General features: G+C 70.0%; 25 protein-coding genes and 2 pseudogenes. 17 read left to right on the top strand and 10 right to left on the bottom strand.

Going from position 1 to position 24,625, the window contains the following annotated elements; genetic code table 11:
* Both AB0J74_RS20845 and AB0J74_RS20840 read right to left on the bottom strand, forming a co-directional pair.
* Window positions 1-151: pseudogene (locus AB0J74_RS20845) on the bottom strand (RNA polymerase sigma factor SigF); the annotation flags it as partial.
* 155 nt (window positions 152-306) lie between these two features.
* Window positions 307-792 carry a GNAT family N-acetyltransferase gene (locus AB0J74_RS20840; RefSeq protein WP_363450210.1) on the bottom strand — a complete coding sequence of 162 codons (486 nt, stop codon included), beginning with the start codon at window positions 790-792 and terminating at the stop codon, window positions 307-309.
* A 157-nt stretch (window positions 793-949) separates the two neighbouring features.
* Here AB0J74_RS20840 and AB0J74_RS20835 point away from each other — a divergent pair, with 157 nt between their 5' ends.
* The 6 genes and pseudogenes from AB0J74_RS20835 to AB0J74_RS20810 all read left to right on the top strand — a co-directional run bounded on the left by AB0J74_RS20835 (window position 950) and on the right by AB0J74_RS20810 (window position 7,331).
* Complete coding sequence (locus AB0J74_RS20835; protein ID WP_363450208.1) at window positions 950-2,845, top strand: ABC transporter ATP-binding protein; 1,896 nt, start codon at window positions 950-952, stop codon at window positions 2,843-2,845.
* 95 nt (window positions 2,846-2,940) lie between these two features.
* Window positions 2,941-4,281: a hemolysin family protein gene (locus AB0J74_RS20830; RefSeq protein ID WP_363450206.1), complete on the top strand. Its 1,341-nt coding sequence runs from the start codon at window positions 2,941-2,943 to the stop codon at window positions 4,279-4,281.
* Window positions 4,278-5,342 (top strand): hemolysin family protein, encoded by a 1,065-nt coding sequence (locus tag AB0J74_RS20825; RefSeq protein ID WP_363450204.1) that lies wholly within the window; start codon window positions 4,278-4,280, stop codon window positions 5,340-5,342. Before AB0J74_RS20830 ends, AB0J74_RS20825 begins: the two co-directional genes overlap by 4 nt.
* A 101-nt stretch (window positions 5,343-5,443) precedes the next feature.
* Window positions 5,444-6,511, top strand: coding sequence for an RNA ligase RtcB family protein (locus AB0J74_RS20820; RefSeq protein WP_363450202.1), 1,068 nt, complete (start codon window positions 5,444-5,446; stop codon window positions 6,509-6,511).
* Between the two features lie 11 nt (window positions 6,512-6,522).
* Window positions 6,523-7,114 (top strand): annotated as a pseudogene (prfH, locus tag AB0J74_RS20815) (peptide chain release factor H).
* 52 nt (window positions 7,115-7,166) lie between these two features.
* Entirely contained in the window at window positions 7,167-7,331 is a 165-nt protein-coding gene (locus tag AB0J74_RS20810; RefSeq protein WP_363450200.1) for a hypothetical protein, read from the top strand.
* Here the strand turns inward: AB0J74_RS20810 and AB0J74_RS20805 are convergent.
* A complete protein-coding gene (locus AB0J74_RS20805; RefSeq protein WP_363450198.1) occupies window positions 7,321-8,583 on the bottom strand; it encodes a hypothetical protein in 1,263 nt (420 codons plus the stop codon). The two genes, AB0J74_RS20810 and AB0J74_RS20805, sit on opposite strands and share 11 nt — an antisense overlap.
* A 101-nt stretch (window positions 8,584-8,684) precedes the next feature.
* Here AB0J74_RS20805 and AB0J74_RS20800 point away from each other — a divergent pair, with 101 nt between their 5' ends.
* Window positions 8,685-9,149 carry a hypothetical protein gene (locus tag AB0J74_RS20800; protein WP_363450196.1) on the top strand — a complete coding sequence of 155 codons (465 nt, stop codon included), beginning with the start codon at window positions 8,685-8,687 and terminating at the stop codon, window positions 9,147-9,149.
* Window positions 9,146-9,439: a transcriptional regulator gene (locus tag AB0J74_RS20795; RefSeq protein WP_363450194.1), complete on the top strand. Its 294-nt coding sequence runs from the start codon at window positions 9,146-9,148 to the stop codon at window positions 9,437-9,439. Before AB0J74_RS20800 ends, AB0J74_RS20795 begins: the two co-directional genes overlap by 4 nt.
* On the opposite strand, the gene AB0J74_RS20790 is transcribed toward AB0J74_RS20795, so the two are convergent.
* A complete protein-coding gene (locus AB0J74_RS20790) occupies window positions 9,436-9,732 on the bottom strand; it encodes a hypothetical protein (protein ID WP_363450192.1) in 297 nt (98 codons plus the stop codon). The genes AB0J74_RS20795 and AB0J74_RS20790 overlap by 4 nt on opposite strands.
* A gap of 69 nt (window positions 9,733-9,801) precedes the next feature.
* Here AB0J74_RS20790 and AB0J74_RS20785 point away from each other — a divergent pair, with 69 nt between their 5' ends.
* On the top strand, window positions 9,802-10,266 hold the full coding sequence (locus AB0J74_RS20785) for a hypothetical protein (protein ID WP_363450190.1): 465 nt from the start codon (window positions 9,802-9,804) through the stop codon (window positions 10,264-10,266).
* Here the strand turns inward: AB0J74_RS20785 and AB0J74_RS20780 are convergent.
* A complete protein-coding gene (locus AB0J74_RS20780; RefSeq protein ID WP_363450188.1) occupies window positions 10,220-11,155 on the bottom strand; it encodes a MerR family transcriptional regulator in 936 nt (311 codons plus the stop codon). The two genes, AB0J74_RS20785 and AB0J74_RS20780, sit on opposite strands and share 47 nt — an antisense overlap.
* A 55-nt stretch (window positions 11,156-11,210) precedes the next feature.
* On the opposite strand from AB0J74_RS20780, the gene AB0J74_RS20775 reads away from it, so the two are divergent.
* Window positions 11,211-11,966, top strand: coding sequence for a class I SAM-dependent methyltransferase (locus AB0J74_RS20775; protein WP_363450186.1), 756 nt, complete (start codon window positions 11,211-11,213; stop codon window positions 11,964-11,966).
* Window positions 11,967-12,122: 156 nt separating this feature from the next.
* A complete protein-coding gene (locus AB0J74_RS20770; protein ID WP_363450184.1) occupies window positions 12,123-12,944 on the top strand; it encodes a hypothetical protein in 822 nt (273 codons plus the stop codon).
* A gap of 119 nt (window positions 12,945-13,063) precedes the next feature.
* Here the strand turns inward: AB0J74_RS20770 and AB0J74_RS20765 are convergent, their stop codons facing one another.
* Window positions 13,064-15,025 (bottom strand): tetratricopeptide repeat protein, encoded by a 1,962-nt coding sequence (locus AB0J74_RS20765; RefSeq protein WP_363450182.1) that lies wholly within the window; start codon window positions 15,023-15,025, stop codon window positions 13,064-13,066.
* Window positions 15,026-15,601: 576 nt separating this feature from the next.
* Here AB0J74_RS20765 and AB0J74_RS20760 point away from each other — a divergent pair.
* Window positions 15,602-17,536, top strand: a complete 1,935-nt coding sequence (locus tag AB0J74_RS20760; RefSeq protein WP_363450180.1) for a BTAD domain-containing putative transcriptional regulator — start codon at window positions 15,602-15,604, stop codon at window positions 17,534-17,536.
* A gap of 218 nt (window positions 17,537-17,754) precedes the next feature.
* Here AB0J74_RS20760 and AB0J74_RS20755 read toward each other — a convergent pair whose 3' ends face one another.
* Window positions 17,755-18,729, bottom strand: a complete 975-nt coding sequence (locus AB0J74_RS20755) for a pyridoxal-phosphate dependent enzyme (protein ID WP_363450178.1) — start codon at window positions 18,727-18,729, stop codon at window positions 17,755-17,757.
* A gap of 88 nt (window positions 18,730-18,817) precedes the next feature.
* Here AB0J74_RS20755 and AB0J74_RS20750 point away from each other — a divergent pair, with 88 nt between their 5' ends.
* Together AB0J74_RS20750 and AB0J74_RS20745 are read left to right on the top strand one after the other, a co-directional pair.
* A complete protein-coding gene (locus AB0J74_RS20750) occupies window positions 18,818-19,771 on the top strand; it encodes a LysR family transcriptional regulator (RefSeq protein ID WP_363450176.1) in 954 nt (317 codons plus the stop codon).
* Between the two features lie 137 nt (window positions 19,772-19,908).
* A complete protein-coding gene (locus tag AB0J74_RS20745) occupies window positions 19,909-20,523 on the top strand; it encodes a dihydrofolate reductase family protein (RefSeq protein WP_363450174.1) in 615 nt (204 codons plus the stop codon).
* An 8-nt stretch (window positions 20,524-20,531) separates the two neighbouring features.
* Here AB0J74_RS20745 and AB0J74_RS20740 read toward each other — a convergent pair whose 3' ends face one another.
* Together AB0J74_RS20740 and AB0J74_RS20735 are read right to left on the bottom strand one after the other, a co-directional pair.
* Window positions 20,532-20,663, bottom strand: coding sequence for a hypothetical protein (locus AB0J74_RS20740; protein WP_363450172.1), 132 nt, complete (start codon window positions 20,661-20,663; stop codon window positions 20,532-20,534).
* A gap of 367 nt (window positions 20,664-21,030) precedes the next feature.
* Window positions 21,031-21,594 carry a helix-turn-helix domain-containing protein gene (locus AB0J74_RS20735; protein WP_363450170.1) on the bottom strand — a complete coding sequence of 188 codons (564 nt, stop codon included), beginning with the start codon at window positions 21,592-21,594 and terminating at the stop codon, window positions 21,031-21,033.
* 67 nt (window positions 21,595-21,661) lie between these two features.
* Between AB0J74_RS20735 and AB0J74_RS20730 the strand changes: the two genes are divergently transcribed.
* The 3 genes from AB0J74_RS20730 (at window position 21,662) to AB0J74_RS20720 (ending at window position 23,915) form a co-directional block, all read left to right on the top strand.
* A complete protein-coding gene (locus AB0J74_RS20730; RefSeq protein ID WP_363450168.1) occupies window positions 21,662-22,792 on the top strand; it encodes an alpha/beta hydrolase-fold protein in 1,131 nt (376 codons plus the stop codon).
* 117 nt (window positions 22,793-22,909) lie between these two features.
* Entirely contained in the window at window positions 22,910-23,359 is a 450-nt protein-coding gene (locus AB0J74_RS20725) for a DUF4440 domain-containing protein (protein ID WP_363450166.1), read from the top strand.
* Between the two features lie 64 nt (window positions 23,360-23,423).
* Complete coding sequence (locus AB0J74_RS20720) at window positions 23,424-23,915, top strand: hypothetical protein (protein WP_363450164.1); 492 nt, start codon at window positions 23,424-23,426, stop codon at window positions 23,913-23,915.
* Between the two features lie 13 nt (window positions 23,916-23,928).
* On the opposite strand, the gene AB0J74_RS20715 is transcribed toward AB0J74_RS20720, so the two are convergent.
* The gene (locus tag AB0J74_RS20715) at window positions 23,929-24,504 is read right to left on the bottom strand and encodes a dihydrofolate reductase family protein (RefSeq protein WP_363450162.1); all 576 of its coding nucleotides are present in this window, start codon (window positions 24,502-24,504) and stop codon (window positions 23,929-23,931) included.
* Between the last annotated feature and the right edge of the window lie 121 nt (window positions 24,505-24,625).

The raw sequence follows: 24,625 nt of genomic DNA, 5'->3' as shown, positions 1-24,625 counted from the left end.
GGGGGAGCCAGGCTTCGATCGTGCGGTCGCGTAGTCGTGCCCGGGTCGGGTGGCCGGCGGGCAGCGCGGCCATCGCGGTGAGCAGCTCGGTCGCGCTCTCCGACGCCAGGACGGTGTCGGGAGTGGACTCGGAAACTGTCTGCGTCGTCATGGTGGCCTCCCAGCGGTGGTGCCCCGATAGCGATCTTTGCTATAGAGCACGCTTCGACCGATCGACGCTTACTTTAGGCCGATCGGCACGGGGAAGCTAGCCGAAAGTATGAGTGATTTTAGCCTCCAAAAGGGACAAAGGCCGGCAAGAGCCGCTCAGAACTTTTGGTACATCACGTGCAGGCCGACCAAACCGTGCACGCGATGGTCGAAGGCTTCCGGGATCGTCGTCATGATGGTGAAGCCGAGTTGCTGCCAGAGCCGCACGGCGACGATGTTGGTCTCCACCACGGCGTTGAACTGCATCCCGACATAACCCCGCGACCGCGCCCACTCGACCGCGTAGGTGCCCAGCGCCTTGCCGACGCCGCGACCCTGCTGGGCCGGGTCGACCATGAAGCTCGCCGTCGCGATGTGCGCACCGCGGCCCGGCCGGTTGGGGCCCATCTTCGCCGAGCCCAGGATCAGCCCGTCGTGCACAGCCACGACCGTCTGCCCGGGCGGCTCCTCCATCCACCACGGCCGCGCCGTCTCCAGGGAGTGTGACGTCGGGTAGGCGTAGGTGTTGCCGGCGTCGACGATGGCCGCGAAGAACGGGTAGATCTTGGGCCAGTCGGCCGGCGACGCGTCGCGAATCTCCACGCGCCGAGGCTATCGGCCGGGTCAAAGTCAAGGCTTACACCTCGTAGGGTCATGCCGAGATATACACCGAGCGACTAAAGTGGGCGGTGACCCGGGGCGTCATGCGCGGGTCCGCTGCCTACCTGCCCGATCCGGTGTGTGACCGAGGAGCGGCCCAGTGGAGCAGACCACCGTCCGGCAGACCCCGCTCGCCGATGACGACGACGTCCTACCCGAACTCGGATCGCCGGCCTGGCTGCACCACGTCGACACGTTCGCGGCCACCAGCTTCTGGTCGGTCGCCCGGCGCCTCCCCGCCATCGTCCGGGAGGCGCTGTCGCTGGCCTGGCAGGCCAACAAGCGCGACACCGTAGCGGCGATCGGGCTCAACATCTTCGCCGGCGTCGCGACCACGTTCGGCCTGCTCGCCACCAGCACGGTGCTGACCGAACTGTTCGCGGCCGGCCCGACGCCCGACCGGATCAGGGCTGCGCTGCCCGCCCTGATCGCGGCGGCGGTCGCGGTGTCGATGCGGGGCGGGCTGACCATCGCCGCGGGCTGGGCCCAGGCCCGGATCGCGCCCCAGATCAACTATGCGGTCGAGTTGCGGCTGTTCGGCGCCACGACCGCTGTCGGCCTGGCCGCGTTCGACGACTCGGGCTTTGCCGAGGAGATGGACCGGGCCAAGGAGCGCGGGATGACCGAGGCCGCGTCGATCGTCAACTCCAGTGTGGACCTGTTGACCGGCCTGGTGCGGGTTGCCGCAACGGCGGCCGCGATCGCCGTGATCGAGCCGATCCTGTTGCCCTGCCTGATCGCCGCCGCCATCCCGTCGGCGATCACGGCAGTGCGGATGGCCCGGCGGGAGTATCTCGCGATGATCGCCTACATCAGCCGGCGGCGCCGGATGTGGCTGCTGGGCAGCATCATGGCCAACCGGCACACCGCGGCCGAGGTCCGCAGCTACCAGATGCGCGACTTCCTGCTCGGCGAATACTCGCGGGTGATGCAGATCCAGACCGTCGCCGAGATGCGGCTGATCCGGGCGCAGACCGGCACCCGCACGCTGGGCGCGGCGTTCGGCGGGTTCGCCAGTCTCGCGCTCTACGCGGTGCTCGGCTGGCTGCTCGTCGACGGCGCCATCCCGCTGGCCGCGGCGGCGACCGCGCTGCTCGCCCTGCAGGCCGCCCAGATGGGCCTCAACACGGCCGTCTACGCGACCAACCAGCTCTACGAGGACGCGCTCTACTACGGCGACTTCCGCGACTTCGTCGACCGGGCCCGGGAACGGGCGCCCGAACCGGGCGGCCGGCCGGTGTCCGGTTTCGAGGAGATCCGGCTCGACCGGGTCAGCCTGCGCTACCCCGACACCGAACAGCCCGCCGTCGACGAGGTCTCGCTGACCCTGCGTAAGGGCCAGGTGATCGCGCTGGTCGGCGAGAACGGCTCGGGCAAATCCAGCCTGGCCAAGCTCCTCAGCGGCCTCTACCAACCGACCGGCGGCCAGATCACCTGGGACGGCGTCGACATCGGCGAACTGGATTCCGACAGCCGGGCGGCCCACGTCGCGGTGATCACCCAGGACTGGTGGAAGTTCCCGTTCACCGCACACCAGAACATCGCGGTCGGCCGCCGGGAGCGGGGCGGCGGACCGTCGGTGATCGACGCGGCCGGCGCCGCACTGGCCCACGAGATGATCGAGAAACTTCCCAAGGGGTACGCGACACTGCTCAACCGGGAGTTCAAGGACGGGCACGACCTGTCCGGCGGTCAATGGCAGCGACTGGTCGCGGCGCGCGGCTTCTACCGCGACGCCCCGCTGCTGATCTGCGACGAGCCGTCGTCGGCGCTCGACGCCCGGGCCGAGCACGCGATGTTCCAGCAGCTACGCAGGCGCCCGGACCGCACCGTGGTGCTGATCACACACCGGCTCGCCAACGTGCGGCATGCCGACCAGATCTACGTGCTGCACCACGGCCGGGTCGTGCAGCACGGCACGCACGACGACCTGGTCACCGCCGGCGGCCTCTACCAGGAGCTGTTCCACCTGCAGGCCAGCGGCTACCTCGCCTGAGCGGTCTCCCAGCGAACGTCCAGCGAGTGCGGATAATCTTGGCAGGTGACTGAAGGCTGTAGTACCCGGCCGGTCTCGGACCGGCTGACCAGATCATGTTGATCCTCGCGGGCCTGGCGATCATCATCGTCCTGACCGTGGCGACCGGGTTCTTCGTGGCCCAGGAGTTCGCCTACGTCGCCGTCGACCGGGCCAAGCTCCGGGCCGCCGCCGAAGCGGGTGACGCCGCCGCCGAGCGCGCGCTGCACGTCACGTCCCGGCTCTCGTTCGTGCTCTCCGGCGCCCAACTGGGCATCACCGTCACCGCGCTGCTCGCCGGTTACGTCGCCGAGCCCTACCTGGGCGAGGGCGTCGCCGACCTGGTCGGCCTCACCGGCGCCTCGACCGCGGTCAGCGCGACCATCTCGGTGGCCATCGCGCTGCTGGTCGCGACCGTGGTGCAGATGGTGGTCGGCGAGCTCGCGCCGAAGAACCTGGCGATCGCCAAGCCCGACGCGCTGGCCCGCTCGCTGTCCCGGTCGACGCTGGCCTACCTGGCCGTCGCCGGCCCGGTCATCAAGCTGTTCGACGCGACCTCCAACCGGCTGCTGCGCGCGGTCGGCATCGAGCCGGTCGAAGAGCTGCCACAGGGCGCCACCACCGAAGACCTGGACGCGATCATCGAGAGCTCGCGCGCCTCGGGCGTGCTCGACCAGGACACCTCCCGGCTGCTCGACCACGGCCTCGACTTCCGCACCCGCACCGCCGGCGACGCCATGGTGCCGCGGGTCGACGTGGTCACCGTGCACCCCGACGAGCCGGCCGTACGCGTGATCGAGCTCCTCGACACCGGACACAGCCGGTTCCCGGTGCTCGGTGCCGCCGTCGACGACGTGCGCGGGATCGTCTCCGTGACCGACGTGGTCGACGTCGAGCCGTCGCAGCGGGGCACGGTCACGATCGGCTCGCTCGCGTCCCCCGCGGTGCTGGTGCCGGAGACCCTGCCGCTGCCCGCCGTGCTGGAACGGCTGCGGGCAGAACACCGCCAGCTGGCCTGCGTGATCGACGAGTACGGCGGCTTCGCCGGCATCGTCAGCCTGGAGGACGTCGCGGAAGAGCTGGTCGGCGAGATCCACGACGAAGACGACCTGCCGCAGCCGTCGGCACACCGCCGCACCGACAACGGCTGGTCGCTACCCGGCCGCTGGCGGCTGGACGAGGTGGCCGACGCGACCGGTGTGGTGCTGCCGACCTCGCCCCGCTACGACACCCTCTCCGGCCTGGTGCTGCAACACCTCGGCCGGGTGCCGGCGCCGGGCGACGAGGTGCTGGCCAGCCTGCCGCCGGTGCTGTCGCCGGACGCCGAACCGGTGTCGCCCGGCCGGGCCCGGCTGCGCGTCGAGTCGGTGCGCCGGCACGTGCCGGACGAGGTCTCGCTGTGGGTGGTGCGGGCATGAGCACGACCTGGTCCCTGATCTTCTCGCTGCTCCTGCTGGTGGCGAACGCGTTCTTCGTCGCGGCCGAGTTCGCGCTCGTCGCGTCCAAGCGACACCGGCTTGAGCAGGCCGCGGCCAACGGCAACAAGTCGGCCCGGTCCGCGATCGCCGGCGTACGCGAACTGTCGGTCATGCTGGCCGGCGCCCAACTCGGCATCACGCTGTGCACGCTGGCGCTGGGTGCCCTGGCCAAGCCGACCGTGAGCCACCTGCTGCAACCGGTCTTCGGCGCGGCGGGCCTGCCGTCGGGGCTCTCTTACGTCTTCGCGTTCCTGCTCGCCGTCGTGGTGGTCAGCTTCCTGCACGTGGTGGTCGGCGAGATGGCTCCGAAGTCGTGGGCGATCAGCCACCCGGAGCGGTCGGCGCTGTTGCTGGCCCGCCCGTTCCGGGCGTTCACCTGGCTCACCCGGCCGGCGCTGCTCGCCCTCAACGAGCTGGCCAACGCCTGCCTGCGGCTGGTCAAGGTGCGCCCGCAGAACGAGTTGGCCCAGGTGCACGGCCCCGACGAGTTGCGGCTGTTGCTCCAGTCGTCGCGCGAGCACGGCACCATCCAGGCGGCCGAGCACGAGTTGCTGACCGCGATGCTGGCGGTGCAGAACACGACGGTGGCGCAGGTGATGACTCCGCTGACCGCCGTTGTCTCGGTGCCGCCGTCGGCTTCGGCCCGCTCGGTCGAGCTGACCAGCCGGCGCTCCGGCCGGTCGCGCCTCGCGGTGGTGTCCGGCAGCGGCCAGGTCCTCGGCTTCGTGCACGTCCGCGACGCGGCTCGGTCGACCACCTTCTCGGGCATGCCGCAGACGGCGGCCGACCTGATGTCGTCACCGTTGAGCCTCGGCGGGTCGGTGCCGGTGGCCGGCGCCGTGCGGCTGATGCGCGAGCACCGCGCCCAACTCGCGGTCGTCAGCGACGGCGCCGAGGTGGTCGGTGTGGTGGCGTTGGAAGACCTGCTGGAAGAGCTGATCGGCGAGTTCGACGACGAGACGGACCGGATCGTGGGGGCGGTGGCGCGCGCGGGGCGGTAAATCCGTTGCCGTGCCGGGTGATCTCCACGATCCTTGGCCCATGACGTTCTGATCGGGCACCCACGCGCTCCGGCCGCCCCTTCTCCTTCCCCAAGGACGTCATGTCTTCCGTCACCGTTTTCGCGTCTCCGCGCAGCTGGATCGAGTCCGCCGCCGTCGACCAGTGCCACCAGGTCGCCGCTCTCGACGGCATGCTGCACGTCGCCGGCATGCCCGACCTGCACCCCGGCAAGGGTGCCCCGATCGGCGCCGCGATGGCCTCGACCGTGCTCTACCCACACCTGGTCGGCTCCGACATCGGCTGCGGCATCGCGGTGTTCCCGGTCGGCCTCAAGCGGGCGGTCCCCGAGAAACTGGCCGGCCGTTTCCCGGACCTCGACCGACCGGTCGCACCGTCCTCGGCGCCGCCCGGCGGTTATGTCGAGAGCCTGGGCACCGTCGGCCGCGGCAACCACTTCGTGGAACTGGCCCGGATCGGCACGGTGCTGTCCGCGGACCACGCCGCCCGCCTCGGGCTCGCCGCCGGCTCCCTGGTATTGATCGTCCACAGTGGTTCGCGGGGCTTCGGCGAACGGATCCTGCGGGCGCACACCGATGTGCACGGCGCCGGCCCGGCCGCGGATCCGGCGGCCTATCTGGCCGCGCACGACGACGCGGTGCGGTGGGGTTCGCTCAACCGCCGGCTGATCGCCGAGCGGGTCCTGGAGGCGTTGGGCGCGCGCCCGACCGAGCCGATCGTCGACCGGTGCCACAACCTGGTCGAGGTCCGCGACGGAGTGTTCCTGCACCGCAAGGGCGCGGCACCGGGCGACGGGGGCGATGTGCTCATCGCCGGCACCCGGGGCACCAACTCCTACCTGGTGGCCGCGCACGCCGGCCCGGAGGCCAACCGCTCGGTGGCACACGGCGCGGGCCGCAAGATGTCCCGCGCCGACGCGCTGCGCCGGGGGAAGGCCAAACACACGATCGAGGAGCTACGGCGTACGCCATTGGGCTCGATCGTCGTCTGCGGTGACCGGCAACTGCTCTTCGAGGAGGCGCCGACGGCCTACAAGCGGATCGAGCAGGTGATCGCCGACCTGACCGACCACGACCTGGCCACTCCCATCGCGACGACGGTCCCGTTGGTCACCTACAAGACCCGCGACGCACCGCGGCGGCGGTCGTGACCGCACTGCTGATGTCGGCGGGCCGCGGCCCGTCGGAGTGCGCGTGGGCGGTGGCGTCGCTGGCCCGCCGGTTGGAGACCACCGGCGCCCGCCAGGGCCTGTCGATCCGGCGCCTGGAGTCGGTGCCGGGCCCGCGCTCGGCGACGTTTCTCTCGGTGCTGTTCGACATCACGGGGTCGGGCGCGGCTGAATTCGTGGCTTCGTGGACCGGCACGCTGTGCTGGCAGGCGCCGAGTCCGTATCGGACGGTCGGCCGGAAGAACTGGTACGTCGTTTCCGCGCCGTGTGCCGTCGACGCGCCCGTGACCCGGTTCGCGGCGGCCGACGTCGAGGTCGTCGCGATCCGCACCGGCGGCCCCGGCGGGCAACACCGCAACAAGGCCAGCACCGCGGTCCGGGCCACCCACCGCCCGTCCGGGATCGTGGTGGTGGTCGACACCGAACGCCAGTTCACCCAGAACCGCCGCCTGGCCCTCGCCCGCTTGCGGCAGCGCCTCGAACGCGGCGACGAGGCCGCCCGGCCGCACCGTTGTCACCGCACGCTGGCACATCCACGACGAACTCGTCCGCGGCAACCCCACCCGCGTCGAACGGCCGGGTTGAGCGCGCGAATAAGGGGACTCCCCGAAACGCGAATGGATCTAGGCTGGCGGCCATGAATCGACGAACTCTGGATACCCTTGTGCCGATGCTCTACGTCGTCGCGATCCTGATCGCGGTCTTCTTCGGCAGCGGCAAGGCGACCGGCGCCGTGGCCGCCATCGGCGCCGTCCTGATCGGTGCCTACTGGGCCGCCATTCGGCAGAACCTCAAGAGCTGAGGGTGCCGAGCACGCCGATCCGCAGGCCCAGCCAGGGATAGCTGTGCGCGAAGAACGCATTGTCCTGGGGCTGCAACCCGACCGCCGACGGCCACATCTGGAAGGCCGGCGCGTTGGAGATGCCGCCGTGCAGGCGCCGCCAGACCCGCTCGCCGTCCTGCCCGGCGGGCGGTGCGGCGACCGTGTCGGTCCACTCCACGGCGTTGCCGCCCTGGTCGAGGGTGCCCCACGGGGAGAGCGTGCGGGCCTGCCCGACCGTGCTCAGGCTGCCCTGGTAGAGCGACGCGTAGGTGGTCGGGTCGAGCCCGAGCGGGTTGACCGTGGTGCAGGCCTCCGGCGACACCTGCCCGGGGCACCAGGCCGGCGCCGGCATGTCGCTGGCGTGATACGACGCCAGCGGTTGGGTCGTCGCGTTGGTGACGTCGCCGGTCGACGGGTGCAGAACGGTCGGCGCCGGAGCGGTGTCGTCGCCGTCGCCGAATACGCCGGCGTTCGTCGGGTATTTCCAGTACGAGTAGGTGCCGCCCCGCCGCGGGTCGTAGTAGGCCGCTTTGATCCACTCATTCTGGCTGGGCAGCACGAACCCCGTGTTCTTCGTACGCATCGGTGCGCGCCGCGCCATGTCGTACATGCCAGTCTCGGTGTTGGGTGAGAGCTTGACCCGATAGCTGGTGTAGCGGAACCGGCCGACGCTCCTCGACGAGGTGCCGAGAATCCGGCCGTTGCCGAGCGAGTTGACGAAGCGCGCCGCCCGCAGGAACGTCGCGAACCCGTAGGGTTTGTCCGCCCACTGTGGATAAGCGACCGAATAGTGGCGGCCGAGCGCCGCGCGGGGCGCGAAGTTGATCTGCCCGAACCGGGGCCACGCGGTGGAACTCTCGGTCACGTCATAGAGGTCGTGCGGGTCGCGCCCGGTGGCGTCGGCGGTGTTCAGGAACGCCACCCACTGCTCGACCGTGACCTCGATCTGCCCGATCTGGTACGGGTACCCGACCCGACCCACCTCCAGGCAGCCGCGCGATTTCGGCGGGGCCTGCGCGCACGACCGGTAGACGGCATCGGTGAACGGCACGACCGCGACCGCCGGGTTGCCCGGTGCGCCGACGCTCGTGGTGGTGACCGTGATAACCGAGCCCGCGCCGGAATAGCCGTCGTCGGGTGCGGCCCCCGCGGGGCCGGCCAGAGCGGTGGCGAGCAGAGCGACCGCCAGCGGGATCAGGGTCAGGCGGGCACGCCTGGAGACGTTGCGCATAGTGGACACAGGCTAATCCGACGATCCGCTCGTCGCGTCATAAAAGCCTCAAAACAGCCTGCACTTGCCAGGTTGGAAAGTGATCGCCTAAAGTTTCCGGTGTGGAAAGTTATGTCGCCCGGGAGCAGTTGGACATCGTGCGGCGGTCCGAGGCGGCGCCCTACATCGACTATCCGGCGACCCCGTGGTGGTATTCGCCGGCCATCGGAGCCTGGGCGGCAGCCATGATCGGTGTCTTCTCCTGGTGGCGCGCCAACCTTCCGCTCGCCATCGGGCTCCTGGTTCTCCTGATCGCGCTGGAGGCCGGCTTCATCGGCTGGATGCGCCGGCGGCACGGCGCCCTGCCGATGCCCGGCCGGGGCACGCCGCCGCGCGAGATCGCCGCGGTCTGGCGGGGTTACGGCATCGCGGTGCCCGTAGTCGCGTTCGTCGTCGGCCTCACCTGGTGGCTGGCCGGCGCGCCGAGCGCCGCCGCAGTCGCTTTCGTACTGGTCACCGCCGGCCTGGCCGCGTACGAGCGGCGCTACGCGGTCGCGGCCGCCAAGGTGAGGTCGCGGCTCGCATGATCGGCGGCATCGACCCGATCATCCACGTGCCCAAACGCCTCGCCGCGATGGCGATCCTGGCCAACGCGCCGTCGGCCTCGTTCCGGTTTCTCCGCGACCACCTGGGCCTGAGCGAATCCGACCTGTCCAAGCAGATGTCGACGCTCGAGTCGGCCGGCTACGTGAAGTCCATAAAGGACGGCCATGGCCGCGGCGGCAGCACCACCTACCGGATGACGGCCGAGGGCGAGCAGGCCTACAGGTCCCACTGCGCCGCGCTGCGGGCCCTGCTCGACGGCCCCGGGGCCTAGCGGCGGTCGGCGGCGGCGTAGGAGACGCCGGCAGTGAGCGCCGAGACGGTGAGCACCGCGGGCCACGAGCCGATCTTCTTGGCCAGCGGGTGCGACAGGCCGAAGGCGGCCAGGTAGGTCGCGACCAACGCCCCGGTCACTGTCGGGTTGGTGCGGCGGGCCCACTCGCGGCCGGCCAGCACCCCGCCGGCCGCCAGGACCACGCCGCCGAGCGGCCGGTTGCCGGTCTTGCGGGCCAGTTGCCAGCCCCCGATGAGAGACCCTGCGGTGATCGCCGCGGTAGGTACGCGCATCCCACGACCGTAGCGCGCCGGAAGATCGGGGTCCTACGATGTGCATCCACTCAACCCGGGGGGATGTCAATGCGCCGCTGGATCGGAAGCTTCCTCGCGCTGGCCGCGCTCGCCACCGCAGCCTCGGCGTGCATCTCCGACCCCGCCGAACAAGCGCCTCCCGCCGTCGCCGTCGTGCCCGCCTCGGTGCCGGCCACCACGCCGGCCGACGACCGCTCCAGCCCGATCCCGGCGGAGGCGACGGAGTTGCCCGGCCTACAGACGCTGCTCTACCAGGAGCCGACCCAGGGGCCGTCGATCGTCGGCCGGGCCCGGGTCCGCCCCGGCGTGCCGCTCTGGGCGATCGTGACCTGCCACGCGGCCGCCGGCACGGAGATCGAGGTCGAGTTGAAGCCGCTGGACCACTTCACGGTGTCGTGCTCCAGCACCGGTGACGCCACCAGCAACCAGATCGACTTGACCGAAGGCGCCGAGTTGACCGTCCAGGTCAGCTCGCCCGGCGACGCGACCTGGAGCCTTCGCCTCCAGCAGTAGACCGTTGCTGGGTCAGCCACCGCATCACGTCGAGGGCGTGCGAGGCCGGCTCCGGGATCGGGTGGAAGACGTGCTCGACCACTCCGTCGGCGATGACCAGCGTCAGCCGCTCGTACAACGTCATGTCGCCGGCCGTGAAGGTGGGCAGGCCGAACGCGGCGGCCAGCGTCAGCCGCGGATCGGGGATCAGCGGGTAGGGCAGTCGCAACCGGTGCGCGAGTTCGCGCTGATAGCCGGTCGACTGCGCGGACAGCCCGTAAACCCGGGCGGCACCGGCCGTGCGGATCTCCGCGTGGTGGTCGCGGAACCAGGCGGCCGGCTCGGTGCCGGCCAGGGCGCCCGGCACCTCGAGCAGGCCGTTGGGCAGGTCGACGCCGGGCCGCCCGGTGAGCGGGTAGACGAAGATGACGCTGCGCCCCGGGCCGAGCGCGCCGAGGTCGACCGGGCGCCCGTCGGTGGCGTAGAAGACCAGCGCCGGCAATGGCTGGCCGACCAGGTTGGCCGGCTGCGCTCCGGCGACCGGTCGGCCGGTCACCACCCGCGCGGCGACCGCGTCGAGGCGGGCGTCGAGGGCGTCACGCTGTTCGGTCAGCTTGCCGATCCGTTCCTGGAGCCCGGTGATCGTGCTCCGGTAGGTCGCCAGCGCGGCGGCGCACACATCGGCCTCGTCGGCCCCGGCGGCGATCGACTCGACGAACGGCCGGGTCTCCTCGACGCTGAGCCCGAGCGCCATCAGCTCGCGGATCTGATCGACCAGGCGCACCGCGATCGGGTCGTATTCGCGGTAGCCGTTGCCCAGCCGCCGCGGCACCACCAGCCCGACCGACTCGTAATAACGCAGGGCCCGGAGCGTCGTTCCGGTCCGGCGCGCCAGCTCACCAACCCGCACCCGGCGACCTTAAACCCTTGACCTGTACCCAAGGGTGCGGGTTTAGCGTCGCGGCATGCTCAAGGGCGACTTCGACTACGAGACCAAGGGCCACGGGTACGCCGTCCAGCGGCGCCCGGATCCTCGGATCGCGGCAATGATCCACGCGGCCATGGGCGATGCCCGGACCGTCCTCAACGTCGGCGCGGGCGCCGGCTCCTACGAACCCACCGACCGCTACGTCGTGGCGGTCGAGCCGTCGGCGCGGATGCGCGCACAGCGGCCAGCGACGGCGGTGCCCGCTCTGGACGCCAGCGCCGAGCACCTGCCGTTCGACGACGACTCCTTCGACGCGGTGCTGGCCAGCGTCACCGTGCACCAGTGGGCGGACACCGCCCGCGGCCTGGCCGAACTCCGCCGGGTCGGCCGCGGCCCGGTGCTCGTGCTGACCTTCGACGGTGTCGCCCTGGACCGGTTCTGGCTGGCCGACTACGCCCCGGAGTTGATGACCGCGGAACGCCGCCGCTACCCGGCGATCTCCACCATCGCGGCCGCGATCGGCTCCACCGCCGCGGTGGTCGAGGTGCCGATCCCGATCGACTGCGTGGACGGGTTCACCGAGGCCTACTACGCGCGCCCGGAGATGTTCCTGGACCCGAAGGTCCGGGCGGCGCAGTCGGCCTGGGGCTTCGTCGACGAGGCGGCGATCACGCGGGCGGTCGACCGGCTCGGCGCCGACCTCGCGTCCGGTGCCTGGGACGCCCGTTACGGGCACCTGCGTACCCAATCCGAGTTTGCCGGTTCGATGCGTTTGATCGTGGGCCGGCCATGACCGACCTGCCGAGCTACCTGCCCGCCGCGCGGAGAGCTGGCACCGCGAGCTGCTCGGCCGTGACGGCAGGCCGGTGTCAGCGCCGTGTCGGCGGCGTGTCAGGCGGGCCGGCGATTGTCGTTCCATCAGCCACGATGAACGACAAGGGAGACTGACATGACCGCCTTCGCCACCCCGCAGCCCATCACCGCCACTCTGACCACCGCGGGCGCCCAGGTGCGGGTCGCCGCGAGCGAGCGGTCCGACACGGTCGTGCGCGTCGAGCCGATCGACCGCACCAACAAGTCGCACGTGAAGGTTGCCGAGCAGACCAAGGTCGACTTCGCCGCCGGCCGCCTGTCGATCGAGACGAAAAAGGCGGGCGACAAGGACGGCTCCGTCGCGATCACGGTCGAGCTGCCGGCCGGTTCGCAGCTCGTGCTGAACACGGCCTGGTCGCAGGTGCGGGCCGACGGCACGTTCGGTAGCTGCGAGCTCAACATCGCATCGGGCCGGATCGAGGTCGACAGGGTCGCCGCGCTGCGGGGTCAACTCGCGGCCGGTGAGGTCGCGATCGGGCACGTGGCCGGCACCGCCAACATCGAAGGGGCGGCTGCCGGCGTACGGATCGGCGAGGTCGCCGGGCTCGTCACCTACACGGGCTCGTCCGGCCCGGTGTGGATCGGCCACGCCCGCTCCGACGTCCACCTGACCGGGGCCGGCGCCGACGGCTTCGAGATCGACCGCGCCGAGGGCGACGTGATCATCAAGGCCGCCAACTGCCCGATCCGGATCGGCCAGCTGGCCCAGGGTTACGCGGAGCTGACGAACGCCGCGGGCGGCATCGAGGTCGGCGTGGTCGCCGGCGTAGGCGCCTCGGTCGACGCCGAGAGCACCAAGGGCTCGGTGCGCAACTCGGTGCCCGCGCAGGACAGCCTCGTCAAGATCTACGCCCGCACCCGCAAGGACGACATCGTCATCCACCCCGCGGCCGTCTGAGATCGCACGAAGATCGCCCTGGTTGTGGACCGCAAGTCCTCAACCAGGGCGCTTCGGGTTGCTCGGGGTGTGCGCAAGCGTTGTCCCGGCAACCCAGGAACCCCGTGCGGCCCATGCCGTCAGGCCGGTGATGTGCCGTCGGGTGCGTGGGCCGCTTCCTCGTCGAGCGGGTCCGCTTCGTCCACCTGCCGGTCGACCCGGGCGCCGCGCCCCAGCACCACGCCCAGGCGGTCGGCTTCGTGTCGCGCGCAGCGTGCGGCCGCGCCGCGACCGAGAGCCTCGTAGGCGTCGGCCAGCTGGCCCAGCGCGTCTGCCTGCATCACCAGGTTGTCGAGCTCGATGAAGACCGCGAGCGCCTGCTCGTAGTGACATGCCGCGCCGGCGTTGTCGCCGCGCCGCAGGGCCAGAAAAGCAATCGTGTCCAATGTGTATGCCTCGCCCTCGCGGTAGCCGATGTGACGGCTGATCCGCAGTGCGCTCTCGGCGTAGTCCTGAGCGCGATCGAGGCGGCCGAGTTGGGCGTGGTACCAGCCGGCCGAGTTGAGAGCGTCGGCGGTCCAACTCGGGTCGTGGAGCTTCTTGAACAGGGCAAGCGCCTGTTCGGCGTGCTCCAGCGCGCTGCGGTCGTCTCCCTGTTGTCCGCGGACCCAACTGTAGGCGTGGTGGGTATGTGCGAGCGCCGTGACGTCACCGAGACCGTCGAATCTGGACAGTGCCTCGTCCAGGTGGGTGGTCGCTTCGGCGTATCGCTCGACGCCGGCCAGCGCGTGGCCGAGGTAGCGGTGTGCCAGTGCCTGCTCGGTGGGGCCGCCGAGCTGCACCGCTGCCCGCAGGCCGGTCCGCCAAAGGTCGACCTGTGCCTGTCGCTGCCCGTGGGTGCGGTGATAGTTGACCAGCGACCAGCCCAGTTGTATTGCCGTCAACGGTTGGCCGTCGCCGGCCGCGATGGCTTGCACGGCGCCGACGTTGCGATGCTCCAGGTCGAGCCACCGCGAGGCCGCATGCTCGTCGGTGAGCGGGGTCGGCACGACGCCGGGCAGGGCTCGGGGGGCGGTGATCGCGGGACGGCGGGGGTCGAGCAGCCGCTCTGCCGCGTACGCGGTGAGCGTGTAGTAGCGCACCAGCCGCAGTCGTGCCGCGCCCGCCTCCTCCGCGGGCAACGTGTCCGCGCATTCGTTCGCGTAGAGCCGGACGAGGTCGTGCATGCGGAATCGATGTGGTCGAGGTTCGTCGGCCAGGTTGATGGTCACGAGCTCTCGGAGGGCGGCGAGCGTGCCGGTGTGGCCGGTTCCGAGGAGCGCTGATGCCGCGTCCACGCCGAGTTCGTCGAACGGGACGAGCCCGATGAGAGCGAACAGTCGGGCCGCCGTGCCGCTGAGGGCGCGGAATGAACAGCCGATCACCGTACGCAGGTTGGTGTCGAGGTCGTCGGTGGCCAGTGCGTCGAGGCGCAGCGACGCGTCGCGCAACTCGTCGGCCAGCGCGGTCGGCGACGGGGCAGAAGGTCCGCGCAGTCGGGCCGCGATGATGCCCAGGGCCAGCGGCAGGCCGCCGCACCAGCTGATCAGGGCGGTCAGAGCGGCGTGCTCGGCGCGCGTCGAACCCTCCGGAGCCTCTCCCGTCAGTATCGCCTCCGCCGCGGCGTCGTCGAGCAGCGGAAGCGGGAACGCGGTAGCGCCGGCGGAGATTGCGAGGCCTTGCAGCGGGCGCCGGCTCGTCACCAGCACCGTGCAAGACGACGTGCCCGGCAGCAGCGACCGCACCTGCGCGGCATCGCGGGCGTCGTCGAGGACCAGCACCATCCGCCGGCCGGCGAGAAGGCTGCGATAGAGCGCGACGCGCGCGTCGCAGTCCGTCGGAATCGCCGCGGGCGCCACGCCCAGCGACTGCAGCAGCGTCCGGGTGGCGGCCTCGACCGTCACCGGTTGGCCGCCGGGATCGAAACCGCGCAACGACAGGTGCATGGCCCCGTCTGGGAAATCATCGAGATGGTCGTACGCCCAGCGCAGCGCGAGCCAGGTCTTTCCAGCCCCGCCGGGGCCGGAGATGACGACGATGGGCGCCGGCGCGGCGCCGGACATCAGATCCGAAAGGGCAGCGAGCTCTGCCGCACGGCCGACGAACGTCCGCGGTGTGGGGGGAAGCTGCTGTTGAATGTGCGGATGGTCGTCGGGCCTGTCGGGTTCATTCGCCGAGCCGAGGCCGACGCGACGCCAGGCCTCGGTCCACCGATTGGCCTGGTCCTCGTCTACGCCGCAGGCAGTCACGAAGTGACCCACGAACTCGAATGGCGGCAGTTTCCGCCGTCGAGGATCCAGGCTGTCGTGGATGGTCGTGCGGGGGATGCCGGTGCGTCGTTGCAGCGTGGTCAGCGACGGTGAACCAGCCCAGACGCGAAGGCGTCGCAGATCGCGCACGAAAGACGCGACGTCCGTCACGGTCGACGGATCAGGCTGTTCCGCCGGTTCGAGGGGCTGATTCGTTACCGACACGATCCGACATTAGGCCGCGTGATCCGATGTCTCCAGTGCATTCCGGAGCAGTCCGAAGTCGTTCGGATTCGTTCGAGCGCCTGGCTACCCGAGCCGACCTGCGCAACGATCATCATCATCGCGCGTATTCAGAGTTGAGAATCGGGCTGATGGGATCTTGATGCCGTGGAGTTGCTGGTTCTTGGGCCGCTGTCGGTCGGCTGGGGCGGGCGGACGATCGAGGTTGGTCGACCGAAAGTGCGGCTCCTGCTGGCGCTCCTGGCGATCCACGCCAACCGCGTGGTGTCCACGGAGAGGCTCATCGACTGCCTCTGGGGCGACTCACCCGTGCCGTCGGCCCGCTCCAACCTCAAGACCTACGTGTCGGCGTTACGGGCCGCGCTATCGCCTGATGCGCCGTCGAAGGCGCCGATACGTACCGCGCCGAACGGTTATGCCATCGACATCGACACCGATGGCGTCGACGCGATTCGGTTCGAGAGGCTGATCGCCCGTGCCGGAGACGCCGCCAGGCGGGGCGCCGAGGATGTGCGCGTCTCCTTGCTCGAGTCGGCGTTGACGCTTTGGCGCGGTCGGCCGTTCGAAGACGTCCAGCCATCCTGCGACCTTCTCGACGCCACCATTTGTCGCTTCGAGGAACTGCGTCTGGGCGCGGTCGAGGATCTCCTGGCCGCGAGGCTGGCGGCCGGGCGGCACAGCGAAGCGCTACGTGAACTCCGTGGTTGGGTGACCCGTCACCCGCTGCGTGAGCGACTGTGGGAACAGTTGATGCTCGCCCTCTACCGTGACGGCCGGCAGGCCGAGGCGCTGCGGGCCTACCAGCGGCTGCGAGAGCGCCTGACCGACGAGATCGGCATGGAGCCGAGCGTTCCGGTGCGCGACTTGCACAGCCGGATACTCAAGGCGGACCCTTCCCTGCTGGCTCGCGGAACCGCCGCGACGGTGCCGCACCAGCTCCCGCTCGATGTCGAGACGTTCGTGGGACGCGGTGCCGAGCTGACCGACCTGAACCGGATCCTGGCCCGAGGCAGCCCGGTCGTCGTCGTACACGGCCCCGCCGGCGCGGGCAAGTCGGCCCTCGTCATCCGCGCGGCCGGCAACGTGTCGCGTTTCCCCGATGGCGAGCTCTACGTCAACCTGCACGGAGCGTCACCAGGCGTAGCGCCGCTGACCGCGGCGGAGTGCCTCGGCCGGTTCCTGCGCGCGTTAGGCGTTTCCGTCGCGGACGTACCGCAAAACACGGAGGAGGCCGCGGCGCTTTACCGGAGCTTGATCGCGAACCGTCGCATGCTCGTCGTGCTCGACAACGCCTCCTCGGTCGGGCAGGTCAGTTCGCTCCTGCCGGGCGGTGGTGGCACCAACGTGATCATCACCAGCCGCCGTCGGCTCGCTACTCTGCCCGGCGCGACCCACCTCGAGGTGCGGCCGCTCGCGCCCGACGACGCACGACTGTTGGTGGAGCGGCTCGTCGACGGCCGCGGGTTGGGCCCGCAGGTGCGAAAACTCGCCGCGCTCTGCGATCACCTGCCGTTGGCCATCCATCTCGCGGCAACCCGACTCAGAAACCGTCCAGGTTGGACCGTCGCGGACCTGGTGGACCGGCTGTGCGATCCCAACCGGCGCCTTGCCGAACTCGCCGTGGGTGAGGTCTGCCTGCGAAGCAGCATCGAAGTCTCCCACAGCGCACTGCTGAGCAGCGCCGATGACGTTGATCAAGAGGCGGCGCGGGCGCTGATGCTGATGGGCGTCCTTCGGCTCCGCACGATCGATGTCGCCACCGCCGCCGCGCTGCTCGGCCGGCCCGCGGACCGGGCCGAACGGGTCCTCGAACGGCTGGCAGACGCACACCTGCTGGAGGTGGACGACTCCGGCCGCTTCTCGTGCTACGACCTGGTCGGGCTGTGCGCGACGGAGGCGGCGGCGGAAGCGTCGCGCAACGACATCTCGGCCGCGGTAGGGCGTGTCGTCGCGTACTACGCCGCGGCCGTTCAGCAGCCGATGGCGTTGGTCGACCCGCAAGGTCGGTGTGGGCTCGTCGCCAGCCGGGCGCATATCGTACGAAAAGATGATCTAGGTCGCAGCTCTGCTGTCGTCGCCTAACAGACTCGAGACCGTGTGGCCGGCGCACGTGCAGGAGGCCCAGGACCTGGTAGCGGGCCTGTCCACCGGTCCCGACGACGGTGGCGGTGGAGCTGTCCGGCAGGGCCAGGGCGCCAGGGCGGCGATCGCGCCGGCGGCGGCCGTACGCAGGTCGGTCAGGTAGCCGTCGTCCAGGAGGGTCAGAACAGGTTCTCGGGTCCGGGCGCCGGGGCTCTCTGTCATGCCGCGCCCCCGGCGCCCCTCAAGACGCGGGCCGCCACCGGCAACGCGACATTGCGGCCCGTGACCAGAGCGACGACGCGACCGACCCCGTCGATCTTGCCGGCGAGCACCGCGGCCAGGGCGACGGCGCCGGCGCCTTCCACCATCAGGCCGTGGTGCGCGGCGAGGAATCGCATCGCGGACTCGATCTCCGGCTCGGTCACCGCGGTGAGCGCGTACACATGTTCGGCGACGATGGACGGGGTCACGCTGCCTGGCTCGAGGTTGCCGGCCAGACCGTCGGCCACGGTGGCACCGACCTCGACCGGCACGACCCGGCCCGCCGCGACCGCTGCCGACAACGCATTGGACGACGCGGATTCGACGCCAACGATCCGCATCTCCGGGTCTTGGGCGGCGACCAGACACAGTCCCGCGACCAGCCCACCGCCACCCACGGGTGCCACCACGGTCAACGGACCCGCAGCCTGTGCCCGCAGTTCCGAGGCGATGCTCGCCTGTCCGGCTATGACCGCGGTGTCGTTGTAGGCGGATATGTAGGTCCGACCCTCCGCTGCCAGATCCAGCGCGTGGCGTTCGGCCGCCTCGAAGTCGGTGCCGTGTTCGACGAGACGAACCCGGCGTCCGCGGAGGGCTCGAACCTTGGCCGGGGACGCGGTTGTCGGCACGACCACCGTCGCCTCGACCCCGAGCCTCTCGGCGGCATACGCGATGCCCAAGGCATGGTTGCCCGCCGACGCCGTCACGACGCCCGCGGTTCGCTGCGCGGCGTTCAGCTCGGTCAGGCTCCACAACGCCCCTCTCACCTTGAACGAGCCGGTGGGTTGCCAGCACTCCAGCTTGAGAGCGGCGCCTGAAGCGGCGTCGGTATCCACCAACGGCGTCGGCGCCAGGAGCGAGCGGATTCGCGTCGCGGCTCTGGCCAGATCGCGGGCGTCCGGTGATCCCACCGTTCTTTCAGCAAAGGTCATGACAGCCCTCCCGTTCGTGGGCCCACCGTATGGCCCGACGATGTGCGCAACCAGATAGGGAAAGTCAGGGTGAGGCTAAGGTTTTCTTATGCTCGACGCTCGCAAGCTCCGTCTCCTGCGGGACTTGGCCGCCGCCGGGACGATCGCCGCCGCGGCGGAGCGTGCCGGGTGCACGGCCGCGGCGGCGTCGCAGCAACTGAAGGCCCTTGAGCGCGAGGTCGGTGTGGCGCTGCTGGAGCGGTCGCCCCGCAGCGTCCGGTTGACCGAAGCCGGACTGGTGCTGGCAGAGCGGTCCCACCGTGTCCTGGCGGAGCTCGCCGAGGCTGAACGCGCCGCCCGTGACGCCGCCGAGCTGAGCGGCGGTTGTCTGCGGGTGGCCGCGTATGCCACGTCCGCGACCTTCGTCGTCCCGGCCCTGGCGGCATTCCGCCGGCAGCATCCCGGCGTGCGGCTGTCCTTCAGCGAACTGGAACCCGAGGACGCCCTTCCAGCCTTGCGAGCCGGCACCGTCGACCTGGCGGTGACGAGCCAGTACACGCCGCTGACGCGGCCCGACCTGAACGCGCTGTCACAGCGACCCCTGGCCCGCGAGCGACTGTTCCTCGCAGTCCCGCCACGGCTGCGTCCGGCACAACCCACAGGGGCACGCCTGGTCGACTACGCGGCCGAGGCGTGGATCGCAACCCGCACAGACGCGCAGTTCCAAGCCATGACCGAACTGGCCTGTCGGGCGGCCGGCTTCGAACCCGACATCACGTCGCGGGTCGACAGCACGGCGGTCACCTTGCACCTGGTTGCCGCCGACCTCGGCGTCGCGATGCTGCCGGCCCCGGCGAGCGTGCCACGGGCGGTGACGCTTCTGCCGATCGAAAGGCCGGCTCGGCTCTTCCGCGAGGTCTACGCGACGACACGTGCCGCCGACCGTTCTCCGGCTCTCTTAGCGTTCCATCAGCTTCTGCTTCGCCAGCTCGCCCGGACATCGGATCGGCGATCAGGTGTTTCGGCGGTGCGGCGGCGCCGCGACGGAGGCCCGTCTACGTAGCACCGGCGCAACGTCAGAATGTGCCAACCATGTGCCTGTCATGTGCCGCGGCTGGCCAGACTCCGTGGGCCCCCGTCACGGCCGGCCGGTTCGCGGGTGGCTCGATTCGGTGTTGGCACGACGCGAGGAGGTTCGCGATGGCGAGCAAGCTGGTGGTATCGACCTTTCTGTCGTTGGACGGTGTCATGCAAGGTCCGGGCGGGCGAGGGGAGGACGACTCGAACGACTTTCCGCACGGCGGCTGGCTGACCCCGCACGTCGACGAGGGATTCGGACGAATCATGGGTGACGTATTCGATCGGTCCGACGGAATGCTGCTGGGCCGGAAGTCCTACGAGATCCTCAACTCGTATTGGCCGAAGGTGTCGGACGAGGACGGCGGCGCGAAGATCAACAATATGTCGAAGTATGTCGCCACGCGCTCGCCGATGGAGGCGGAATGGAATAACACACGAGTTCTTGTCGGAGAGGCGGCGCAGACGGTGGCCGAGCTCAAAGCCACCACCGACGGCGAGATTCTCGTGCAGGGCAGCAGCGACCTTCTTCGAACACTGCAGGAAGCCGAGCTTGTGGACGAGTACCGCCTGCTGATCTTCCCGGTGGTCCTCGGCGAAGGAAAGCGGCTGTTCGCGGACGGAACCACCCCGGCCGGGCTGCGGCTCACCGACTCGAGCACCACGGACTCCGGTGTGCTGTTCGCCGCGTACGAATGGCAGGGAAAGCCCGCTTACGGCATGCTTCCCCCGGCCTGAAACGCGCCTCAAAACGACATCGACACGTTGTCGTGGGTCGTGAACAGCACCGCCCCGGTCGTCGGTGCCACGAGGAACGGCCACATCGACAGCGCGGTGGCGGCCGCCGACCTGATGCCCAGCGCCGGCGATATCGGCATCTTGAACGCTTCCTATCGGCCGCGGAAGCCGTATGGCTATGCGTGATCGGCCTTGACATCGATTCCCGTGTTGGTCTGGACGAGACCACGGAGATCCTGATCCGAACCGGGAGTGCGTCCTCAATCTGCCGTCGTCCGAGATGGTGGAAGCTGTCGATCGGCTGGGACCAAGCCGACGGAGCTCACGCGGGAACGTAGCGACCGTCGCGCGCGCCGATCGCGAGCTCTCAGAGGGTGCGAGCCGCAGCGTGTAGGTGCCGACCACTGCCGCATCGCGCCAGGGAGCCGGAAGCTGGTCGCGGTGAGTTAGATGCTCGCGCGCGCGATCATGTGGTCGAGCGACCCAGGGCCGTGGCTTCGCGTCGACCTACGACGACGGAAGGAAGCCGCGGGTGGCCAGGTCCACAATCGACCGCGCCGTGTGCTCGGGCGTGGGGTAGGCGTCGGCGTGGTGTGCGCGGGTGTGGACATAGGTGAGCAACACCATGTTCGTCACCGTGGCGATGAACGTTACGCGATCCTCGGGAACGGGAATGCTCCCGTCAGCGGCGGCTTGCTCGAGGATCCGCAACCACGGGCCGAAATAGTCGAGCGAGATGCCCGCGGCATCCAGGTCGGGGCCGTGGAACGCGGTCTCGGTGTGGGCCAGCAACGGCAGGTTGCGTTCGGCGACGGCACACAGGCTGATCAACGCGGAGGTCAGCTGCTGTTCGGCCGACCGGTCCGTGGAGACCTGCCGGCAGACCAGATCCTGGTAGTCGGCGGCGAGGCGCTGGCGAAGCACCCGCTCGACCGCGCCGCGGGTCAGTCCATGCCGCCAGACGGTCGCGCGCGACACGCCCGCACGCTCGGCGATGGCTTCCATGCTCAGCGCGGACCAGCCTCTCTCGGCGAGCAGGGCGGTCGCGGTCTGCAGTAACCGGCTATCCACGAGTGAGCCTGGATGAAACACCTTGTCTCATGTTACGACCGTATCCTTCCAACCCGAGGGATTCGGCATGCGGATCGAGCCAAGTAACCAGCCCGGCTTCCACGACGTGACCTTCACCTGGCGCGACCACAGCTCGGTCGAGCCTTCTCGAGCGGTGCTGGTGCGCCTGGTCTCGCACACCGACGCCGCCTTCGACACCGGGGACCTCGATCGCTACATGATGGACCGTGGCGAGCACGGCGAGGGCTGGGAGCTGACGTTGACGCTGCCGTCGGCACTGCGGACCTCGTATCAGATCTGCCCGATCCCGGACGACGGTCGGGTGGGGCAGCCCTCACCCGAGCGGTGGGCCGAGATCTGCCATCGCGGCCTGCCTGACCCCACCAACCCGAAGACCCTCCCCGCCGGAGTGACGTTTGGCAACGCCCGCCAGGCGTCGGTCCTCGAACTTCCTGAGGCACCGACGCAGCCCTGGCAGGTTCGGCAGGCGGGCGTACCCGCGGGTTCGACGTCCCGACATGCTGTCGTCTCGTCCGCGGGCACCCCGACCCAGGTGCATCTCTACCTGCCTCGCGGGCACCGAGCCACCGTGGCGTACCCAGTTCTGGTGATGTTCGATGCCGGCATGTGGGCCAATGTGGACGTTGCGGCCACCTTCGACAACCTCATCGCCGCCGGCCGGATACCGCCGATCGTCGTCGCGGGAATCGAGTCGGGACGCGGCCCCGAGCGATGGCGCCAACTGACGTACCCGAGCGTGTTCGAGCCGTTGGTGTGGGAAACACTGCTCCCTTGGCTGCGGGCGAGCTGGTCGGTGTCGGCTCGCCCGGGAGACCTGATCGTCGCCGGGCAGAGCCTCGGCGCAATCGCCGCCGCGCACCTGGCCCGTTCACGTCCCGAACTCGTTGGCTGGATGATCGGCCAGTCGCCGGCACTGTGGTGGCCCGGCGACGCCGGCGGTGGGCTGTCCGGGCGCGACGTCATCGACAGCCACGTCGAGCGGCCGGCGAACGGCAGCACGCGCTATTTCCTGGAGGCCGGCTCGACAGAAGGTGCCCTCCTGGACTCAGCCCGGTCGTTCCGCGACGCCCTGACGGGCTCCGCGAAGGAGGTCCTTTACCGAGAGTACGAAGGTGGACACGACCTCGCCTGTTGGCGCGGCGGCCTGGCTGACGGACTGGTCGCCGCGCTCGGATGACCGCTGTCTAGTGCGGTCGAGGACAGTGCGCGGCGAGACCGCGGCCGCGATCTCGTCGCTTCTCCTCGAACAGGGCGAGCGGTCAACATATGGTGAGTCGAACGGAGGGGTAGGTCGATGTCAGGTCTCGCGGATCTGGAAGCCAAGACGGTGCGGGATTTCGTCCGCTACTGGGAGACGGTTTTCAACGAGGGCGACTACCGCGCTGTCGCCGCGTACTACACGCACGACGCCCGCCTGATCGGGACGGAAATGGAGACGATCGAGGGGCGCCCGGCGATCGAGCGGTTCTGGCTGCGCGCCGCTGAAAGAGCGACCGCGGCCGGGGTACGACGCACGGTGCATGTGGACGATACGGGCAGCGACGGCGACCTGGGCTACCTGCGGGGTAGGGTCGTCGTCGCCATAGGCGAAGGGGTGACAACCTTCCGGTATCTGACGCTGTGGAGGCGGGAGGCAGACGGTCGCTGGCGGATCGCTGTCGACATCTCCAGCCCGGGGCCCCGGTCCGTAAGCGAGTCGCAGCTACGGCCGGATGACGACGATGGTGTGATCGCTTCGACCTGATTCTCCGACCCGCGTCCGCCCGCCAAGCGGGAACCTTGATGCCTCCACGGCGACTCTTGAGTGTGTGAGATCTCTGCTGCCTATCGGCCTGCTCGTCTCGACCGTTGTTCTCCTTGCTGGGTGCACCAGCAGCGACTCGTCGGCGGGTGTGGCGTCGCCCGCGCCGGCGACGCCAAGCCCGACTCGCACGACCTGCGCGTCCCCGATCGATTTCGGCCCGCTGCCCGAGTGGGCCAGAGCCGGATTCTCCGGAGACTCGAGCATGCCGCACGCCATGGGCGACCGGGGAGACATCGTCGCGGCGATCTTCGGGTACCCGCTTGCCGTCTCCAGGCCGGACGGCTCGTCCAACAAGATTCTTTGGGTGTCGAAGGTCGAAGCCCCGCCCGGCGATCTCGTGATCGAGGCGAAGCTCGACGATTCGGACGTATCCGTGACGCGCCGCGTTCCGGGCGGTCCCGGCCCCTCCATCATCGACCTTCCCCAACATGGGTGCTGGCACCTGAACCTCAGCTGGCCGGGCCATACCGACGCCATGGGACTCGTCTACGGATGACCCCCTTCGCCGATCAACGGTGGGGGGTCGGCCGGTAGGTCAGCACCTGCGTGTGGCGGTCGAAGGTCCGGGCCTCGAGCAGTTCGAGGTCGAAGTCGTCGGCACCGTAGAAGACGCGGTCCACGCCGGTCCTCCCGGAGATCAATGGGAAGACCGTCAGCTCGATGGTGTCGATCAGGCCGGCGTTCAGCAGCGCCCGGTTGAGTGTCAGGCTGCCGTGGGAGCGCAGCGGCACGTCGGATTCGGCCTTGAGACGGGTGACCACTTCGACCGGATCGCCGGACTCGATGGTCGTGTCCGGCCACTCGATCGGCTCGGTCAGCCGGCTGGAGAGCACCGTGACCGGAGAGTCGAACATCCGCGTGATCCACTCGTCGAACACGCTGCGGTCAAAATCTGCCCTGAGGAACGGCGCGTTCGACGAGTAGGTCTTGGCCCCGAGCACCATGCGCAGCGGGTCGCGGTAGGCAGCGGCACGATGCGCGAGGAATTCGGGGCCCTGCTTTCCGAAGTAGCCGCACCAGTCACCGTTGTGGTTGGCGAAGCCGTCGAGCGTGGAGAAGACGTCGAAGGTGTACGTGGCAGTCAAGGTGTGTCTCCTTGCGGGACGTTGGTCGCGCCGCGCCTCGTGGCGGCCTCACCCCCGCTACGAACACCACCGCCCGGATCCGACACGCCGCGGCTGCGATTTTTGTGCAGCAGCGGCGGCG

The organism is Asanoa sp. NPDC049573, from assembly GCF_040676615.1.
GTDB lineage: Bacteria > Actinomycetota > Actinomycetes > Mycobacteriales > Micromonosporaceae > Asanoa.
Note: the sequence above shows the minus strand (reverse complement) of the source record. Positions and strands in the feature narration are given on the sequence as shown.

Excerpts from the sequence above, each read along its gene's own strand:
- AB0J74_RS20830 (WP_363450206.1), top strand. The coding sequence starts at position 2,941 with ATGTTGATCCTCGCGGGCCTGGCGATCATCATCGTCCTGACCGTGGCG.
- AB0J74_RS20825 (WP_363450204.1), top strand. The coding sequence starts at position 4,278 with ATGAGCACGACCTGGTCCCTGATCTTCTCGCTGCTCCTGCTGGTGGCG.
- AB0J74_RS20820 (WP_363450202.1), top strand. The coding sequence starts at position 5,444 with ATGTCTTCCGTCACCGTTTTCGCGTCTCCGCGCAGCTGGATCGAGTCC.
- AB0J74_RS20810 (WP_363450200.1), top strand. The coding sequence starts at position 7,167 with ATGAATCGACGAACTCTGGATACCCTTGTGCCGATGCTCTACGTCGTC.
- AB0J74_RS20805 (WP_363450198.1), bottom strand. The coding sequence starts at position 8,583 with ATGCGCAACGTCTCCAGGCGTGCCCGCCTGACCCTGATCCCGCTGGCG.
- AB0J74_RS20795 (WP_363450194.1), top strand. The coding sequence starts at position 9,146 with ATGATCGGCGGCATCGACCCGATCATCCACGTGCCCAAACGCCTCGCC.
- AB0J74_RS20790 (WP_363450192.1), bottom strand. The coding sequence starts at position 9,732 with ATGCGCGTACCTACCGCGGCGATCACCGCAGGGTCTCTCATCGGGGGC.
- AB0J74_RS20785 (WP_363450190.1), top strand. The coding sequence starts at position 9,802 with ATGCGCCGCTGGATCGGAAGCTTCCTCGCGCTGGCCGCGCTCGCCACC.
- AB0J74_RS20775 (WP_363450186.1), top strand. The coding sequence starts at position 11,211 with ATGCTCAAGGGCGACTTCGACTACGAGACCAAGGGCCACGGGTACGCC.
- AB0J74_RS20770 (WP_363450184.1), top strand. The coding sequence starts at position 12,123 with ATGACCGCCTTCGCCACCCCGCAGCCCATCACCGCCACTCTGACCACC.
- AB0J74_RS20765 (WP_363450182.1), bottom strand. The coding sequence starts at position 15,025 with ATGTCCGGCGCCGCGCCGGCGCCCATCGTCGTCATCTCCGGCCCCGGC.
- AB0J74_RS20755 (WP_363450178.1), bottom strand. The coding sequence starts at position 18,729 with ATGACCTTTGCTGAAAGAACGGTGGGATCACCGGACGCCCGCGATCTG.
- AB0J74_RS20750 (WP_363450176.1), top strand. The coding sequence starts at position 18,818 with ATGCTCGACGCTCGCAAGCTCCGTCTCCTGCGGGACTTGGCCGCCGCC.
- AB0J74_RS20745 (WP_363450174.1), top strand. The coding sequence starts at position 19,909 with ATGGCGAGCAAGCTGGTGGTATCGACCTTTCTGTCGTTGGACGGTGTC.
- AB0J74_RS20740 (WP_363450172.1), bottom strand. The coding sequence starts at position 20,663 with ATGCCGATATCGCCGGCGCTGGGCATCAGGTCGGCGGCCGCCACCGCG.
- AB0J74_RS20730 (WP_363450168.1), top strand. The coding sequence starts at position 21,662 with ATGCGGATCGAGCCAAGTAACCAGCCCGGCTTCCACGACGTGACCTTC.
- AB0J74_RS20725 (WP_363450166.1), top strand. The coding sequence starts at position 22,910 with ATGTCAGGTCTCGCGGATCTGGAAGCCAAGACGGTGCGGGATTTCGTC.